This is a genomic window from Neobacillus vireti (assembly GCF_036962465.1).
In the GTDB taxonomy this organism is placed as follows: Bacteria; Bacillota; Bacilli; order Bacillales; family Cytobacillaceae; genus Neobacillus; species Neobacillus vireti_B.
Map to the genome: position 1 here is coordinate 5,641 of NZ_JBALNF010000030.1, position 17,887 is coordinate 23,527.

Sequence of the window (17,887 nt, forward strand, 5' to 3'; positions counted from 1 at the left end):
ATTAACACAGCCAAAATAATAGACCAAATTTTCTCTTAAATGTACATATATGATAAGCTATTAACTATCTAGATCATCTATTATTAGCCATCTATTCTATCAATTAAGGAGAAGATGTAATGGATTTGCACCAACTCTATGTATTTACAAAGGTTGTTGAGCATAAAAGTTTTTCCAAAGCTGCGGAGGATATTTTCTTAAGTCAATCAACCGTCAGTTCCCATATACAAGGACTCGAGAAAATGCTGGGAGTGAGATTATTTGACCGGGTGGGACGGGAAAGTATCCTTACACCACATGGGGAACGATTGTATCATTGGGCCCTTCAGCTTTTGCTTATTAAAGATCAGGCATTACTTGATTTAAAGGAAGGAATGACCACACTTCGAGGAATGATTCGAATCGCAACTAGTTCGGTTCCAGGGCAGTTTATGGTTCCAAGGATGATTAAACAATTTAGGGAGCAATATCCAGAGGTTATCTTTCATATCAACCAATCTTCCTCAAAACATGTTGCCGAGAAGGTTCTAAATGGTTCTGTAGACTTGGGGGTGTTAGGTCAGAAATTCGAAAATGATAAGTTGCACTATATTCCCTTATTAAAAGAAAAACTTGTTCTTGCTTCCTCTAATGAAATAAGGTTAACGGAACCAGTAAACATAAAAGAAATCTTATCCTATCCGTTTATCATGCGGAATTCGGATTCAGGAACGAATGCTTTATTAGAACGATTTTTGAAAAAAAATAAAATTACCAAGGACCAGTTAAATATCGTTTCCTATATTGAAGATGGGCAGAGTTTAATACAGTTAGTGATTGAAAATGTGGGTATTTCCATCATTTCAGAGGTAGCAGCGCGGGAATATTCCCGCCATAACAGGCTTAAGATGTATAACATCCAGAATTTTGATGACGAACGATATTTTTACCTTGTTTATAACATTAACAAAACCCAATCCATTGTTTCTAAATTATTTATTGAAAGTGCACCTGAATTAGTATAGGCTTTGATACAGTTGGATATTTCTTCAAAATAAGGCAAGGGAGAACGCATTGGTTCTCCCTTTTATCTATTGATTCCTATTTCTTTTAATTTTTTCTTATCAATTTTTCCAACGTGGGTTTTAGGCAGTTCCTCCAAACGAATAAATTGTTTAGGAATCTTATAACGGCCCAATTTCGGCTCACAATAATCTTTTATTTCGTCGTCTTCCAATGTAAAAGGTTTTAGTAATGAAATGAAGGCTGTTACAATCTCACCCCATTGGTCATCAGGGAGCCCGATGACAGCTGCTTCATTAATTGCAGGATGAGCGGTAAGCCAATGTTCTATTTCGAGTGGATACACATTTTCTCCTCCGGTAATGATCATATCCTTTTTCCGGCCAACAATATAAAAATAACCATCCTCATCCTGTTTGGCTAAATCACCGGTGTGAATCCATCCTTCCTTAACGGTTTCCTGGGTAGCAGTTTCTTGATTCCAATAAGACGAATAAGAATGTTTGCCACTAATTAAGATTTCTCCAACTTCGTTAGCCTTTGTTTCAGAACCATCCTCTTTGACCAATTTGACTGAATTAAATAACATTGGCTTACCAACAGAACCCCGCTTAATTTTTGCATCCTCGGGGCTAATATAAAAATTATTCGGTCCTGCTTCCGTCAACCCGTACCCTTCTTTAAAGGCTATTCTTTTTTTGTAAAAAGCTTCATAAATTTGGAGCGGACAAGGGGCTGCTCCGGATAAAAAGACCTTCATATCAGGAAATGTGCTCTCTTCGAACTCTCTTGTTTGTATCATCGTATGGTACATGGTCGGGACGAGGAGGACAATCGTACATCGATACTGTTGTAGAGATCCGACAGCTTTTTCCCCAGAAAAATGGTCTCCGATGACAACGGTTCCTCCCCCCAGCAAAATCGGAATGCTCAAGGCATTTAAGCCTCCAGTATGAAACATTGGCAAATAGTTAATCGTTGTGTCTTCCATTGATAAACCCCAGCTGATAATGGTGTTAAGGGCATTCCAGAAGATGGATTGATGACTTAATACGACACCTTTTGGTTTACCGGTCGTTCCGCCCGTATAGATCATTGCTAGTGGGTCTGTTTCGGAAATCGATTCTTTTGAAACTGTATGGATAGAATAAGAGACTAGTTTTTCATAGCTCGCCTCTCCTACTAAAAAGGAGCTTAAACCATCGCTCGTTAATTGCGGATCAAGCGTTTCGAAATGTTGATGGATCCCTATTAAAACAGGCGTACAGTCCGCTAAGATTTCCCTTAATTCAAGCGGGGATAAACGCCAATTCAACGGTACCAAAATCGCGCCGATTTTGGCGCAGGCAAATAATAAATCGAAATAGCTAATATGATTAGGGGATAACAAGGCAATCCGATCGCCTTTTCGTATGCCCCGGGCATAAAGCCAGTTTGCCGTCCCACATGCACGATAATTTAGTTGTGAATAGGTCCAGGTTTTGTTACTGTCTTCATCAATAATGGCAATCTTACTAGGGGTTATTCTTGCTCTATGTTCCAGCCAATCCATTTCCCAGCTCACGAACAATCGCTCCTTCTCAACTAAATAAGATAGCTTAATTTTAACGGTTTTTGGTTACATCGGAGTTACAGAATGGTTTTATTAACAAATTTTCAGTGGATATTAACAAAATATTGATTTTATTAACAATTTTTCGGTGGATATTAACAAATTTTTAGCTATATTAACAAATTGCTTAAAGATATTAACAAATACAAAAAAACGACCCAAATAGGGCCGTAACCTTGATCTAACATCTTCTAAACTATTCATTCAAAAATTGTGTTATGGCTGATAATAACTGCGGCAAATCATCTACCAGCGGAGAATGCCCGCAATTCTTTAATTCGATAAACCTTGCCTTACTACCTAAATCCTCTAGAATTTCATTAGTCATTTCCGCTGTTACCACATAATCCCGTTCTCCCCGCAAAACCAGGACAGGGACATTAATGTTATCCACTTTCCCATTGCCTTCAACTAGTCCGTTGTGATGATGGCTGATATTAAACGTATTATTGGAATGATGAACCTCAGCTAAATTCCGCTGCGTTCTCATATCCTGCAGATACTCTTCATAAAGTTCCGGAGACGGTTGATTGTGAGTATAAATCACCGCATTCCAAATGAACCTTAATAATTCCGTATTATTCGTATCATATGCCGTCTGCACTGGAATCGTTTTGGTTACATCCTTTTTGATTTCTTCATGTAATGCAAACCGGCGCGGTTCATCATTTTCATGCAATTTTCCGTCAAAAGGGTAGCCTCGTGTTGATTCGGATGCTAATAAAATCAGTTTGTTACAGTAGCCCGGGTAATCAGCAACAAATTGCATCGACACTGCCCCGCCTGTTGACCAGCCCACAATGGCAAAGTCCTTTAAGCCTATCGCATCAACGAATAACTTGACATCATCGGAAAAGTCTTTAATTGACGTAATTAGATTATTATAGGATGACCGGCCAAAACCTCGTAAATCAACGGCATAAAGCTTATATTTGGCATCGATATTTTCATAAACTAAATCCCAGTGCTTCGACGAGGTCATATTGCCATGAACTAATAATACTTTGTGTTCCCCTCCCTCTCTTTCTCTGTAGGCAAGTGTCTCACCATTCGATAAATGAACTTCTTTCATCGTTACGTTCACCACTTCCATCACCCTTTTCCCCATTTAATCGTCGTTGCTCCCCAGGCATAACCGATGCCGGCACTTACCAGCACAACAACGTCTCCTTCCCTTACTTTCCCTTCCTTCTGGGCAAGCTCCAATGACAAAATCTGATCGATCTGGCCGATATGCCCATAATCTTCAAGATAAATAGATTGTTCAGGAGACAACCCCAGGTCTCTTAAAACATATTCATGGGCTGACTTTTTCATGTGAAGTATCGCTAAATAAGCAATATCACTCACCTGATAACCGCTTTTCCGTACAGATTCCCTAATCACCTTCAAAAAGTTAGCCATTGACTTTTGTTCGAGACGAATCTTCATTCCCTCTGGATCGAGAACATCGAGCCTATTAAGCCGCTGTTCAAGCGCCTCCTTCGTTATCGGGTTCTTTGTTCCTCCTGATACAACTACAACATCCTCGGAAAATGAACCATCCGTAATCAGCTCTGTTTCTAGCAAAACATTTTCACTATGATCCTTTTTCAAAAGAATGGCTCCACCACCGGCACCCAGATTATACATAAAACGAGTTCTAGGATTCTGATAATCAATAAAATCGACGTTCCGATAACCGCCTGCAAGCAAGACAGTCTGAATTCCGGAATCGGCAATCATCAGACTTTTGGCCAATTTTAAAGCCATAACGGTCGTACCGCACCTTAATGCCGCATCAAATGCCCAGGCATTTAGTGCCCCAACTTCTTGCTGAAGCTTGATTCCCGCTGTCCAAAGCGGATATTCCTTATGCTCCTCGCCGATATAAATGACAAGGTCAATATCCATGGGATTAATCCCTGCTTTTGCTATCGCCTGTTTGGCAGCGATAATCCCCATTTCACAGGTATGGTCATGTGCTCCTGGAACATACTTTTTCTTTATCCCCATTTTTTCTTCCACAATATGCAGAGGGATACCTGCCATTTGGGCAATCTGCTTCCCCGTCACATATTCCTTCGGCAGATAGATTCCTGTACTCAGAATCCCAATATTCAATGTTGCACCTCCTAAACTTACGCTTGTTCCGCCATTTCCTTCATATAGTCCATTGCTTCCTCCATATTTTCAAATAATGTCTCCCTTTCCAGTTGGACATGTGTAACTTTGATTCGCCACTGTTTTTTTGCAGTGTCTTTTTCAACCGCTGCTAATTGAAACCGGACGACGAAGGAAGCAATTTGATTATTATCCATTAGTTCCTCCCTCTATCCTGCCACTTTTTCTTTACTTTTTACAGCAGTCTGTTTTTTTCGTTTCCACGTATAGGTGTTTATCGTCCCGACAATTCCTTTTGGAAAAAACATCACAACTAAGATATAAATAATCCCGAAGAAAATAATCCAGCGTTCAAAGATGACATGTTCCTTGGCAAGTTCCGTCAGCCAGTCATGGGCAAATTCAATTAACCCGGCTCCAATAATGGCCCCGACTAATGTTCCAACCCCGCCAATAATCGTCATTAACAAGGCGTCTAACGTAATATCCATAGAAAACACACTCGTATTCACATATCTTAGCGAAATGGCATATAAAATCCCCGCTACCCCAGCGATCACCCCAGAAACGACACTCGCCGCAATTTTATAATGCAGTACTTGAAACCCGAGTGACTCGGTTCGTTGTTCGTTCTCCCTGATAGCTTGGAGCACTCGGCCAAGCGGAGAATTGGTAAACCGTTTTAAGAAGAAAAAGATAGCCACCATAAGACAAAGGCTGAGCCAATAAAAATGAGTCCGGTCGATCAAAAATTCTGGAACGCGGAAGGTAAATCCATCGTTTCCAAATGTCATCGACCGCCATTTTTCCGCCAGTACTAAAAATAGTCCCGAAAGTGAAAGGGTTAACATGGCATAGAAATGACTTTTTAGACGGAGTGTCAACAGACCGACAATAAAGCTTACCAATCCGGTAAGAACAATCGTCGCCAAAACCGCCAAGAAAAAGTAAGGCATCGTCGGTTCGAATTTTTTCATAAAAATCCCCATTGAATAGGCGCCAATTCCAAAAAACATTGCATGACCAAACGAAACAATCCCAGTAAAACCAATTAACAAATCGTAACTCATCGCAAATATAGCAAAAACAAATATTTGCGTTAATAAGATGAATAGATTTCTGGACTCATAAACAAATGGAAGCAGGATAAGAAAGGCTGAGATGACTAAAATAAAAGCGGTCATTTTATTTCCTTGGATTAATCTCATCCTCTCATCCCTCCCGCACCAAATAAGCCCTGAGGCCGAATAATTAATACGACTGCCATTAGAAGCATATTGACTGCAAGTGATAAATCCGGGACAAAGTACGCCATAAATGATCCGGATAATCCTACTAAAATAGCCGCTAAGACGGAACCCTTAAAATTCCCCATGCCCCCTATCACAACGACAATAAACGCTAAAATGGCAAATTCCATTCCCATTCCGGCATGAATCACACCTGAATAGGGGCCGAGCAGTACACCGCCAAGTGCGGCCATACCTGCACCAATCATAAACACCAACATAAAGACCTTTTGAATATTAATCCCGAGTGCTTGAACCATTTCTTTATTCATAACACCGGCCCGGACAACAAGACCAATCTTTGTCTTCTTCAGAATAAATTGTACGGCGGAAAAAATGATCAGGCCGACCAAAATGATAAAGATTCTGTATTTAATTACAATGACCCCGCCCAGTTCCCAGCTGCCCTTTAAATAATCAGGAGGAGAAGCGGTTATTTGATTGGGACCCCAAATAACCTTTAACATTTCCGATAAAACAAGCATAAGGCCCAGAGTAATTAAAATTTGCTGCACGTGATTACCATAAACGGGTTTAATGATCCATTTCTCGGTGATGATCCCAAGCAAACAGCCTGTTATAATTGCCCCGGCAATGCCAATGATAAAGCTGCCCGTTTGCTGATAAATCCACAGGCCACTGTAGGCTCCCCAGGCAAACAGCCCGCCATGGGCAAAATTCAGCACATCCATCAAACCGAAAATCAGCGTGAGCCCCGCTGCCAGTAAAAAAATCAGCATTCCCGTTGCCAGGCCATTTAAGGTTAAATTGATGATTAAGTCCATTTGACGGTCCTCCTTTCTAAGCGATGCCTAGATATTTTCGTTTCATTTCTTCATCTTCTTTTAATTGCTTCATGGTGCCATGATTTACTGTCCGCCCATCATCAATAATGTAAAAACGGTCACCAATTGTGCTCGCCATCATAAAATTCTGCTCCACTAAGACGATGGTTGTTTGATTCTTCATTTGTAAAATCGACTCCATTACTTTCTCAACAACAATGGGTGCCAATCCCTTGCTTGGCTCATCAATTAACAACAATTCATTTTCATTTATATAGGCCCTGGCAATCGATAACATTTGTTTCTGTCCGCCGCTTAAATAGCCGCCGGTTTTTTTCCAAAACTTCTTTAAGTCCGGAAACAATTCTAGAATCCAATCCATGCGTTTTGCAGTTTCCTCATTTTCTTTTTGAATGGCCACTTTCATATTTTCTTCTACCGTTAACCCCGCAAAGATTCCCTGATCTTCCGGGACATACCCGATCCCCTTTTTAGCAATCGTATAGGTTGGCAAGGCTTGTATTTGTTCTCCCTTAAAGGTAACGCTGCCTTTAGATGCAGGATTTAATCCCATAATCGTGCGTAAAGTGGTTGTTTTTCCAGCCCCATTTCTTCCAAGCAGAACTGTAACTTCGCCTTTCTTTACCTCGAAGGAGATCCCTTGAAGAATATGATATTGACCAATATGTGTCTCTACTTGATCAAGCTTCAACAGGCCGTTCATCCAAATAACCTCCTAAATAAGCAGACTGAACCGTTTCATTTTTCATAATTTCTTCAGGGGTGCCATCGGCAAGCAGCCCTCCGTTAAATAAAACCATTACGGAATCCGATAAATCTAAGATCATATCCATTTTGTGTTCGATGAGGAGTATGGTCCGGTTGCCTTCATTCTTTATTCTTTTGATTACTTCTAAAATAGCAGGTACTTCCTCTAACGACATGCCGGCTGTGGGTTCATCGAGTAAGAGGACCTCTGTTTCAAGTGCCAGCAGCATGGCAATTTCAAGCTTCCGTTTCTCACCATGAGCCAGGTTGATGGCAAGCGAATTCTTTTTATCATCTAGGAGGACCAGATTTAGCCATTCCAACGCCTTTTCTTCAAACACCCGGTATTTTTTATGATGAAACAGCATCTGGTAACGAACTCCAGCTTGTGATTGAACAGCCAGCCTGACATTTTCTAGTACGGTTAGATTCGGAAAGACATTGGTAATTTGAAAGGAACGTCCAATCCCTGTCCGCGTCCGTAGTGTCGTAGAGAATTTGGTAATATCTTTTCCTCGATAATAGATTTTTCCGTTTGTTGGAGTTAATTGGCCGCTGAGAAGATTAAAAAAGGTTGTTTTTCCGGCCCCATTTGGTCCAATAATCGATTTAAAATGTTTTTCGGGGACGGCAATGCTGACAGAATCTACTGCGGTATGACCGCCAAAGGTAATTGATAAATCTCTCGTTTCAATAAGAGTTGACACACTTTCACCACCTGATTTTTTAGCGTTAGAAAAAGGTAAGAGGGTGACCTGGTATAACTAGGTCGAACCCTCCTGTTTTTTAAATTTTACTTATTCCGGATTGGTGGGGCTGTTTCCTCAGGAGTTAGCTCTCGAATCAGAACTGGAACTGGGTATGGAACACCATCTTTCTTTTCCAGTTTAATGGCATACAACGATTGCAGGGCCTGGTGGTCTTCTTTTCGGTAGGTCATTTTCCCTTTTGGTGTCTCAAAGCTCATCCCTTCCATTGTTGTGATTAATTTGTCAGCATCGGCGTTCCCATTGGTCTTTTTCAATGCCTCAACAATCGAAATCGCTGCACTCATGCCGCCAGGTGTAAATAAATCAGGTACGTCTCCGTCAAACCGCTTTTTATGTTCAGCAACAAGCCAGTCGTTAATTTTGTTTTTTGGCAGGTCATGGTAGTAAACGGTAAAGCCCTCCATCCCAATCAGCGGCTCCATTGTGGAGAGAGCAGCAATATCAGGTGCACCAGTTGAAATCTTAATGCCTTTTTCTTGAACCTTCATGTCGGAAAGCTGCTTCCATGGAGAGTTTGCTCCGGCCCAGACGACAAATAAATAATCAGGCTTAGCATCAATGATTTTTTGAATATTGGAAGTAAAGTCTGTCGCGGCAGGATCTGCATATTCTTCTTTTACAATTTCAGCTCCGAGCTTTTTCGCTGCCTCTTTAAAGGCTGCCACGCCATCACGGCCAAAAGAATAATCAGGTGCCAGAGTAGCAATCTTTACTCCTTTTTTAGCAATTGCCGCTGCACCAGCAACAGCATCTTGTGAGGAGTTACGAGCGGAATGGAAAATATATTTATTAAACTCCGAACCGGTAATACTATCAGCAGCAGCCGGTTCAACTACCATTACTTTTTGATATTCTTCTGCTAGAGGTAAAACAGCTAACGTATCAGCTGAGCTAGATGATCCGACTAGGAAGTCGACTTTATCTTCTTCTAATAGCTTGGTAGCTTTTTGAACAGCGACCTCCGGCTTTGTTTCTGTATCTTCAACAATAAACTCAATCTTTCGGCCGGCCACTTCACGTTTACCATCTGTGGCATAATCTAGGCCAAGCTCAAAACCTCTTAATGTTTGTTTTCCATATGCTTCAAGAGCGCCTGTTTTGGAGGCAAGGACACCAATTTTAATTGGTTCCTTTTTATCTGTGCTTGTGCCCCCCGATGATGTTTTGTCCAAGCTGCAAGCGCTCGCAAAAATCACCATAATAATAAGTAAGCCTGCTAGTCCCCATTTCCCCTTATACCCCTTCACTCTATTTCCCCCTTAATATGTTTTCAACAACTTGTTAAGCTTTAAATCTATGATAGGAGAGAGTAGTTACAAAAGAGTTACAAACAAGAAAAGCGGAAGCGCCTTGAACAGCCCCGACAAGCATAAGACAAGCCGGCCGAAAGGTGCTTTTTGACCTTTTGGACGGCTTGGCTGTAGACCTTCGAGGGGCTAGGCGCTGGAGCTGGACAACAAGAAAAGCGGAAGCGCCTTGAACAGGGGCTGAACGCAAAAAAAAACAGCCCTAGTCTTAAGGCTGTTCTATCGAATTTAAAATTCCTTCAGATTCAATAATCATTTGATACATATGCCTGGTCGGTTCCAAAGGGGTAACTCCGAGTTCTTCCTCAAGAACCTTTTTACATCTTTGATACCACCTCATCGCTTGCGGGCGGTTATTTTTTCGATAATAACAATACATTAATAAGCGGTAGGCCTCTTCCCAAGTTCGGTCGCGTTCCAAGATTTTTTCACACCAATTAATTGCAGCATCATATTTTTCAGAGCGGACCATTAACTGCGCCATTTTCTCCGCCCCCCGTAAAAAATAAACAGCCATGCTCTCTCTTTTACTAATACACCAATCATCATAACGACGATCTGGGAGATAATCACCATGATATAAGGATAATCCTCTTTCTAGGAAAGGAATAGCCTGATCCAATTTGGTTTCTTCAAGTCCAGCTTCAATGAATTCCTTAAATGGAGTGTTATCCATTTCAATAACTGCATAAGGGTTTAATCCATAAAACATCCCTTCCCTAATGATGAAAAAGGGAGCTTCACGGGGCTTACGGTGGGGTTCAAGCACATGATGGAGACAATTAAGAGCCACTTTAAAATCGCGGTCTGCGTTTTTTTTCTCTTGATTAGGCCAAAGGAGCGCAATAATTTCATCCTTGGCTATGAATTCACTCACCGTAATGAATAATTGAAAAAGCTCCTTAGCCTTTTCTCTTTGCCATTCTTTGTCGCCCACCTCTTTTTCACCAAGCCATAACTTGAAATGTCCCAAGGTTTGAACTCTGATGGAATACCCCGGATGTGAATCATGAGCAGTTATCCCCATATCCTGGAGAATCTTTTTGACATAGGCTGGCTGAATCTCTTCTTTCAAACATTCATTGAGCAATGGCACATATATTTGCAAATCTCTTGGGCCAAATACAGTCCGTTTGTGAAAAAAGAACTCATATTCGTAGATTTGCACCAAATTTAAAAAGGCATTTATTGCTTCTTTAAACAACCCTTGCTGTTTTTCAAGGTAATAAACATAGGCAAGCCAGAACTTCCCTAACATTTGTCCATAGCCATCCTCACATTGTCCAAAGAGGGCATCAGCTTTTATTAAAAAATCATGGGCCTTAGGAACCCGCTCATTATATATGCAGGTAATGCCCATACCAAGTGTTATAAGCGATGAAAGCCACACATCATGAACTTTTTCAGTCTCCATTAGTGCATTCTTGCCGGCCTCTAATGCCCGTTCCAGTTCTCCCCTTGTCCCATATAAAATACACAAGCCCATAAGCGGTTCTGCTTTCCCTCGATCAACATGGATTTGTTCCATAATTTCTAATGCTGTTTGATAACAGCTTTCCGCTAAACTCGATTCATACTTATTCAATATTTGTACGGCATGACCCATGCGAATCCAACCGCATGCTTCTACATAAGCGGATTTATAGCTAATTCCCTGCTGGATCCCTGCTTGGGCAAGTTCCTTTGCTTTTAAACCTTCTCCCATAAAGGCTTCGATTAAAGCGAGTAATAAATCGGTTTCGCGGTGCGATTGCGGCAGTGTATGGATCGTTGAATCCTTTAATTCATCTTTTTTCAGGAAAAGAACCTTCCTTGCAGCCTCAAAACGGCCCGTTCTTAAGTATAATCTAGCTTCTAAGTTCCCATCTGGTTGAGACAGTTTTGCTTCCTTAGCTTTTTGAATCCAGCTCTCCGCCTCAGATGCCTTTCCAGAGTTTAGTAGATTCTCGGATAACAATTGATATAATTTCCCTTTTTCAACATCATCTCCTAACGTTTTTTCCCGATGAAAAATTGCCTCATATAAAAGGTTTTCTGCCTGATGTGGTTGGATGGTATCCAGGAATATCTTTGCTTTTCCCTCTAACGCTAAGCTCATTCCAAGATGGTCTTGCATTTTTTCCGCACCATTAAACGCCTTATCGTAACATTGCTGGGCCTCTTGGTAATGTGAGCGATAGCGATGAATTTCCGCTTTTAAATAATAGAGAAAATAATAAAGCTCCATTTCCGTTTCTGACAGGAGGATTAAATGATCGTACAAGCTTTCCAATTTTCCACTTTCGAGCATCCGCAGACCATTTTCTTGTAAAATGGAGCAGATTGCCTTGTGGTAATTTATTTTTTTATAGTGATGAAGCGCCTTCTCCGGTTGTTGTTTACGCTCATAATAACGGGCACAGCGTTCGTGAAGACTCATATAAGCAGTTAGATTATTTTTTTGAAAAATCTCTTCAAGGAATTCTTTGAATAAGGCATGGTAACGATAATGGGTTCGCCCAATCTTCTGGATAAATAAATTGCGGTCTTTCAGCTGCTCTAGTAAATTTAAGGATCCGTTTATTCCCATCACTTCATCACACATTTCTTTCTCTATTTCCTCAAAAATGGAAGTTTGCTCGAGAAATTGTTGAATCATAGGCGGCTGTTTCGAAAAGACTTCCATGACTAAATACTGAAAAAAATCTTGGAGAGATTGAGAGGAATGTTTAAAAATCTTAGGTTTGTCGTTTTGTAATGGTATTTGCGTGGCAATCATGCAAAGGGCAATGATCCAGCCCTCTGTTATTTCATAAATGGACTGCAGGTACTCTGCCTCCATCTTTAATCCATAGAGGTCCGTCAACAGTAATTCCATTTCTTCCATCGTTAAAACTAAATCTTCCCTTGTTATTTCAAGTAATTGACCGCACACCTTCATTTTGGTTAAACACCTCCAGTTAGGACGGCGGCGGCTCGAAATAACCATATGTAAATTAGCTGGGATATGCTCGATCAGTTTTTCCATCCAGCTATTAATCGTATAAGAATGTTCAATTTGGTGGAAATCATCCAGAATAAGCGTAATCTCGGCCTTGGACTCAATTATTTCGTTAATAAAAAGGGAACATAAAATACTCAGTTCCTCTTCACGAATATAATGGTTCATTTTGTCCATGTAGACTGATAACGCTGTTCCAAAAGATGGATCTTCCTGGCGGATCGTTTGAATCAGATAGGATAGGAAGGTTAGGATGTCGTCATCTAAGGATGAAATGGAGTACCAGCATCCAGGAAGCCTTTCATCCCTCAAAAACAGTGCAAGTGCCGTACTCTTACCAAAACCAGCGCCGGAATGAAGGAGAGTCAAGGAATATTCCGGAATCCTTTGCAGCTTCTGGGTAAGCTGCGCCCTCCTAATAAAATCATCCTTAACAACAGGAATACTTAGCTTTGATTTAATAATCGGCAGCTTCATCTTTGCCCCTCCCTTTTTTCTTACTATTTAAACTATTTACACTATTTTACCATATTTAGAACAAGCAGGGGAAACCCTTTTAGAATGCGTGCTGTAGGAGGTGTTGTTATTCCTCTACATAAATCATTTTTCTGGTCATTCCTCCATCAACGACCAAATTAATGCCAGTTACAAAATCATTAGTAGGATTCGTTAAATAGAGGCATGCCTTTGCAATATCGCTTGGTTTTCCGACTCGTTTTGATAAATGCTGCTCATGGTCAGCATCCGAAAGGTCAGCCTCATCACCATTATGGATCCAGCCTGGAGAAATGGCATTTACCGTTATCCGATCTTGACTAAAAGAGGCAGCCAGTGCATGTGTAATTGCAACAATTCCGCCCTTTGAAGCCCCATATGCCTCGGAGTTAGGCTCTGACATTAAGGCACGGGTGGATGCGATGTTCACAATTGCACCTCCAGTTTGGTTTTTCCTCATATATTTTGCTGCTTCACGTGAGCAAAGGAAAACACTGCGTAAATTGGTGTTCAAACAATCGTCCCACTCCTCAATGGTTAAATCATAGGGTGATTTGAATACACCTTTTCCAGCATTATTGATTAGGATGTCAATTCGGCCAAATGTCTGTATGGCAACCTCAATCAATCGAATAATGTCCGTCTCACTTCTAACATCTGTTTTGAGATAAAGAGCCTCTCCCCCCTGCTTTCTAATTTCTGTCATGGTTTGTTCACCTGCTTCAGAATCTGCATCAGCTATAACGACTTTTGCCCCTTTTATGGAATAGGCTTCGGCTACTCCTCGGCCAATTCCTTTCGCTGCACCAGTTATCACGACAACTTTATTCAGATAATCCACTAAATTTACCTCCTTATTAAGCTCTAACTTTCTTTATAGCATAGTCAGAAATATAGACACAAAGTTTTTGAATATATAATGGATGATTTTCCCAAGTAATAAAACCTCTAAACCGGAAAAAACTACAAAATAGAAATGATATGAAAGGAGACTCGATTATGGCTGAAAAATGTTTTTATTGTACAGAGGATATTGAGGAAAGACAATTACACTATGTACCCTTTGTTTCTATGAATCAAGAAAGAGATGAAGCTCTGTGTGATGAATGCTACCGGGAATGGCTGCATGGGATAAAAGGGTAACTGCTGCATCTAAGCACAAGTTTGTCATTATCCTTTTATAAGTCAGTTATTGGAGTGTTGCATCATTGTCCATTAAGAAAAAGCTGCCGTTAATCTTCTTTCTGCTCGTTTTGTTTATATTACTTGCGAATAATACCTTTCATTATTTTTGGTCAAAAAACCAGCTGCTGGAATATAACAAACGGGAAATCTCTGTCATTACCCATGAAGTGTCGTTCCAGGTGGAAAAGACTAGAGAAGGTTCATTATATGTAGAGAATATTCTAGGTAGAGACTTGAGAATTGCATCCCTGGCTATCAAACAATCTCTTCCTCCAACTTATCAGGAAATTTCCAACAATCAATTAAAAAAACTAGCGGGTGAGGTCCGGGTATCTCACATCACCTTATTAGCGAAAACTCCGGACGATATTATCGGGGTCCGATCATCAGATCCTCAGGAAATCAATATGTCGACAAAAGGGTGGGGTTATTGGTATGACGCCTATCAACAATTGTTGGCATTAAAACCTGTCAATGTCGGAAAAGGGTTAACGCTTCCTCACTATTGGTCGGGCCCAATTGAAATAGCTTCATCCGATCCTGATCATATTGATAAATGGGGCTATTATTATGACGGGACAACGAATTATATCATCAACCCTTATTTTCGGGATAACGAAGTTTTAGAGTTTGAGCAACGATTTGGTCCTGGGAAAATCATCGAAGGTTACACAAAGGAACGAGGCATTTTAGAAATATCCGTCTTTAATCCCAAGAACTTTGGGAAAAAGAGTGAAGTGGTTCACCTAAACGGAAATAGTTATATTCGCATTTCAGCTAGACCGATTTGGTATGGTTCCTATAAATTCCGCAATATCGCGACAGATGCCGCCTATATTAAGAAAGCAATCAAGACAAAGAAAGTGCAATCATACAATGATACCCTCAACAAGAAAAGTGTTTTAAAAACCTTTGTTCCTGTGTCTCCGAAATCAGGGCAGCCCTTTGTTATTGGCCTTGTCTATAATTATGGCCTTATTCAGGATGAGCTTCGACATGAACTATTTATGCATATTCTCCTTTCGCTTGCTATCATGCTGGTCGTTCTAATAGTCAGTTTTATCTTTTCTCGTTCCATCACGGAGCCTATTGGGTATATTGTTGAACAAGTGAATGAGATTGCTCAGGGAAACTTCGGGAAGCACCTGCACTTAAACAGAAAAGATGAATTAGGCCTTCTTACTGAAAATGTGAATGCGATGTCGACCGATTTACATCGCTATGTGGAGGACTTACAGCAAAGCAAGACTCTGATAGAATATCAGGCAAATCACGATCCATTAACCGGGTTATTAAATAGACGATTTTTACAAGAAAAGCTGAGCAGCATTATGAGTCAGGCTGATCAAAATAGTGAATCTGTGTCTGTTTTGTTCATTGACATGGATCGTTTTAAACAAGTAAACGACTCCTATGGACATAACAAGGGTGACGAGCTCTTAAACATGATTGCCACGAGGATAAAAAATGGTCTTGATTCGGATAACAGTTTCTTAATAAGGCAAGGTGGAGATGAATTTATTATCCTTCTCCTCCGCCATGATCAAGAGGAAACAAAAGCGGCTGCCGAAAGATTAATTGATACCTTAAAAAGGCCTTACATGATAGACGGTAATGAATTTTACCTCGGCGCCAGCATAGGAATTAGCCGCTACCCTGAGCATACAACCAACATGGATACACTGATCAGCTATGCGGATATGGCGATGTACAATGCTAAGAAGAATGGCGGAAATAAGGCCATCTTCTATTCAGAAAAATCGATGCATTCAACTATTAATCGACCACGGCTTGAAGCCCACCTACGAAGGGCGATTGAGAATAAACAGATTGATGTGTTCTATCAACCTAAAATTAAAGTAGATACAGGCGTAGTTTTTGGGGCAGAAGCTTTGGTGAGGTGGACAGATGAGGAGTTTGGAAATGTTTCACCGGTTATTTTTATCCCTATAGCTGAGGAAACTGGATTTATCCAGCCACTTTGGGAACTTGTCATGGCAAAGGCCTGTAAACAAGTGAGTAAATGGAATCAAACTCATTCGCAGCCTTTATCGGTCTCGGTTAACTTTTCAGCCCGGCAATTTCAAGAACCAGACCTAATGCTGGAGACGGTTAAGAGAATTCTTGCAGAAAAAAATCTCCCGCCGCACCTTTTTGAGATTGAAATAACGGAAAGCATCTTGCTAAATAATTCGTCTGAAATTGTTCAATCACTTCAAACACTGCAAAACCAAGGCATCTCCATTTCTATTGATGACTTTGGGACAGGCTATTCATCACTAAGTTATATAAAAGATCTTCCCATTAACACATTAAAGATTGACAAAACCTTTATCCAGAATATTAATGAGAGCTTAGAAAATACAGAAATACCTGAAGCAATTATTAGTTTGGCCCGGGGCCTTCATTTGGATGTTATTGCGGAAGGTGTTGAAAAAGAGTATCAAAAGGAATTTTTACTTTCAAAGAATTGCGTCCTCATGCAAGGGTATTTGTTTAGTAAGCCTTTAAGCAGTCCTGAGTTTGAGAAGTTTCTTGCTGATTTTGAGTCAGGTAATCCACCCAAATAAAAAGGACAGCCCATAAGCTGCCCTTTTTATTTTACTAATTCTATCACACTGCTGCCAATATAATCGATTAATAGTTTTCTGGCAGTCATTTCAGGAAATCCTGCTTCAAAGGCCTTCACAAGACCTTCTGCTCTGCCTTTTTCCGTAAAACAAATCATCGTTGGTCCGGCTCCACTTAATGCTGTCCCGAACGCCCCATTGGCTTTAGCCGTTTGTTCAATTTCATCATAGCCATGAATAAGCGATTTACGATATGGCTGATGGAAACGATCACTTTCCATCATTTTCCCGGCAAGCTCCCAGTTCTGAGTTAATAAGGCACCGACTAATAGGTTGGCTGTAGAAGAAGCTTCAATTGCTTCCTGGCGGGTGTAGGTTTCAGGCAAGACATCCCGAGACGCCTTCGTTAATAAGATTTCCTGAGGTATCAGGACAACCACTTCAATTGGAAGGTTTGTAAATGAAAGCATGTCGACCTGATTATCCTTATAACAGCCAATAACAAATCCACCATAAATCGATGCTCCTACATTATCGGGATGGCCTTCCCATTCTGTCGCATGAAAAAGCTTTTCCTGTTTGGTTAAATGTAAACCGCCAACAGCATCTGCCAGCTCAATCCCAGCTATAATAGCCGATGCGCTAGAACCAAGACCTCTCGCTAACGGAATATCGCTCTCAACCTTGATTTTACATGGAGGGAGTTCCACACCATAGTGGGCTGCTGTTTGAAGAGCAACCTTAACGATAAAGTTGTCCTGGCCCGTTGGGAAGTCCTTTAACTCCTCACAAATGGAATAGCAAAGCCACTCTTTACTTTTTTCTATTTCTAAGGTCAAGTACAAATCAAGCGCTAGGCCCATTGAATCAAAGCCAGGTCCTAGATTCGCTGTACTTGCCGGGACCTTAATCAACATTCGGTCATGAAGTGCCATGCGTGTACAACTCCTTGAAAATTGTTCTGTAACTGCCCTTTTAAGGATGAGGGAGTTGGGTTGGTAAAATTTCTATTCATTAGACT

General features: G+C 40.7%; 15 protein-coding genes. 3 read left to right on the forward strand and 12 right to left on the reverse strand.

Annotation, left to right across the window (positions count from 1 at the left end; all coding sequences use genetic code 11):
- Positions 1-119 precede the first annotated feature (119 nt).
- Positions 120-1,004, forward strand: coding sequence for a selenium metabolism-associated LysR family transcriptional regulator (locus V7077_RS13080; protein WP_335502174.1), 885 nt, complete (start codon positions 120-122; stop codon positions 1,002-1,004).
- A 62-nt stretch (positions 1,005-1,066) separates the two neighbouring features.
- Here the strand turns inward: V7077_RS13080 and V7077_RS13085 are convergent, their stop codons facing one another.
- From V7077_RS13085 to V7077_RS13135, 11 genes are all read right to left on the reverse strand, one after another.
- The gene (locus V7077_RS13085; RefSeq protein ID WP_335502177.1) at positions 1,067-2,566 is read right to left on the reverse strand and encodes an acyl-CoA synthetase; all 1,500 of its coding nucleotides are present in this window, start codon (positions 2,564-2,566) and stop codon (positions 1,067-1,069) included.
- A gap of 244 nt (positions 2,567-2,810) precedes the next feature.
- Positions 2,811-3,707 (reverse strand): intracellular short-chain-length polyhydroxyalkanoate depolymerase, encoded by an 897-nt coding sequence (gene phaZ, locus V7077_RS13090; RefSeq protein WP_335502179.1) that lies wholly within the window; start codon positions 3,705-3,707, stop codon positions 2,811-2,813.
- Positions 3,707-4,717 carry a 3-oxoacyl-ACP synthase gene (locus V7077_RS13095; protein ID WP_335502181.1) on the reverse strand — a complete coding sequence of 337 codons (1,011 nt, stop codon included), beginning with the start codon at positions 4,715-4,717 and terminating at the stop codon, positions 3,707-3,709. Before V7077_RS13095 ends, phaZ begins: the two co-directional genes overlap by 1 nt.
- Positions 4,718-4,734: 17 nt before the next feature.
- Positions 4,735-4,914 carry a hypothetical protein gene (locus V7077_RS13100; protein WP_335502183.1) on the reverse strand — a complete coding sequence of 60 codons (180 nt, stop codon included), beginning with the start codon at positions 4,912-4,914 and terminating at the stop codon, positions 4,735-4,737.
- A 12-nt stretch (positions 4,915-4,926) separates the two neighbouring features.
- Positions 4,927-5,925, reverse strand: a complete 999-nt coding sequence (locus V7077_RS13105) for a branched-chain amino acid ABC transporter permease (protein WP_335502185.1) — start codon at positions 5,923-5,925, stop codon at positions 4,927-4,929.
- Positions 5,922-6,791, reverse strand: coding sequence for a branched-chain amino acid ABC transporter permease (locus V7077_RS13110; protein WP_335502187.1), 870 nt, complete (start codon positions 6,789-6,791; stop codon positions 5,922-5,924). Before V7077_RS13110 ends, V7077_RS13105 begins: the two co-directional genes overlap by 4 nt.
- A 16-nt stretch (positions 6,792-6,807) precedes the next feature.
- Positions 6,808-7,515, reverse strand: a complete 708-nt coding sequence (locus V7077_RS13115; protein WP_335502189.1) for an ABC transporter ATP-binding protein — start codon at positions 7,513-7,515, stop codon at positions 6,808-6,810.
- Positions 7,493-8,266: an ABC transporter ATP-binding protein gene (locus V7077_RS13120; protein WP_335502192.1), complete on the reverse strand. Its 774-nt coding sequence runs from the start codon at positions 8,264-8,266 to the stop codon at positions 7,493-7,495. Before V7077_RS13120 ends, V7077_RS13115 begins: the two co-directional genes overlap by 23 nt.
- An 86-nt stretch (positions 8,267-8,352) precedes the next feature.
- Positions 8,353-9,528, reverse strand: coding sequence for a substrate-binding domain-containing protein (locus V7077_RS13125; protein WP_335502462.1), 1,176 nt, complete (start codon positions 9,526-9,528; stop codon positions 8,353-8,355).
- 316 nt (positions 9,529-9,844) lie between these two features.
- Positions 9,845-13,093 (reverse strand): BTAD domain-containing putative transcriptional regulator, encoded by a 3,249-nt coding sequence (locus V7077_RS13130; RefSeq protein ID WP_335502194.1) that lies wholly within the window; start codon positions 13,091-13,093, stop codon positions 9,845-9,847.
- A 106-nt stretch (positions 13,094-13,199) separates the two neighbouring features.
- Complete coding sequence (locus tag V7077_RS13135; RefSeq protein ID WP_335502196.1) at positions 13,200-13,952, reverse strand: glucose 1-dehydrogenase; 753 nt, start codon at positions 13,950-13,952, stop codon at positions 13,200-13,202.
- Positions 13,953-14,110: 158 nt separating this feature from the next.
- On the opposite strand from V7077_RS13135, the gene V7077_RS13140 reads away from it, so the two are divergent.
- Both V7077_RS13140 and V7077_RS13145 read left to right on the forward strand, forming a co-directional pair.
- On the forward strand, positions 14,111-14,254 hold the full coding sequence (locus V7077_RS13140; protein ID WP_335502198.1) for a hypothetical protein: 144 nt from the start codon (positions 14,111-14,113) through the stop codon (positions 14,252-14,254).
- A gap of 65 nt (positions 14,255-14,319) precedes the next feature.
- Entirely contained in the window at positions 14,320-16,866 is a 2,547-nt protein-coding gene (locus V7077_RS13145) for a putative bifunctional diguanylate cyclase/phosphodiesterase (protein ID WP_335502200.1), read from the forward strand.
- A gap of 26 nt (positions 16,867-16,892) precedes the next feature.
- Here the strand turns inward: V7077_RS13145 and thrB are convergent, their stop codons facing one another.
- Positions 16,893-17,801, reverse strand: coding sequence for a homoserine kinase (gene thrB / locus V7077_RS13150; RefSeq protein ID WP_335502201.1), 909 nt, complete (start codon positions 17,799-17,801; stop codon positions 16,893-16,895).
- Positions 17,802-17,887 lie beyond the last annotated feature (86 nt).

Excerpts from the sequence above, each read along its gene's own strand:
- V7077_RS13130 (WP_335502194.1), bottom strand. The coding sequence starts at position 13,093 with ATGAAGCTGCCGATTATTAAATCAAAGCTAAGTATTCCTGTTGTTAAG.
- V7077_RS13125 (WP_335502462.1), bottom strand. The coding sequence starts at position 9,528 with ATGGTGATTTTTGCGAGCGCTTGCAGCTTGGACAAAACATCATCGGGG.
- phaZ (WP_335502179.1), bottom strand. The coding sequence starts at position 3,707 with ATGGAAGTGGTGAACGTAACGATGAAAGAAGTTCATTTATCGAATGGT.
- V7077_RS13100 (WP_335502183.1), bottom strand. The coding sequence starts at position 4,914 with ATGGATAATAATCAAATTGCTTCCTTCGTCGTCCGGTTTCAATTAGCA.
- V7077_RS13110 (WP_335502187.1), bottom strand. The coding sequence starts at position 6,791 with ATGGACTTAATCATCAATTTAACCTTAAATGGCCTGGCAACGGGAATG.
- V7077_RS13115 (WP_335502189.1), bottom strand. The coding sequence starts at position 7,515 with ATGAACGGCCTGTTGAAGCTTGATCAAGTAGAGACACATATTGGTCAA.
- V7077_RS13140 (WP_335502198.1), top strand. The coding sequence starts at position 14,111 with ATGGCTGAAAAATGTTTTTATTGTACAGAGGATATTGAGGAAAGACAA.
- V7077_RS13105 (WP_335502185.1), bottom strand. The coding sequence starts at position 5,925 with ATGAGATTAATCCAAGGAAATAAAATGACCGCTTTTATTTTAGTCATC.
- V7077_RS13080 (WP_335502174.1), top strand. The coding sequence starts at position 120 with ATGGATTTGCACCAACTCTATGTATTTACAAAGGTTGTTGAGCATAAA.
- thrB (WP_335502201.1), bottom strand. The coding sequence starts at position 17,801 with ATGGCACTTCATGACCGAATGTTGATTAAGGTCCCGGCAAGTACAGCG.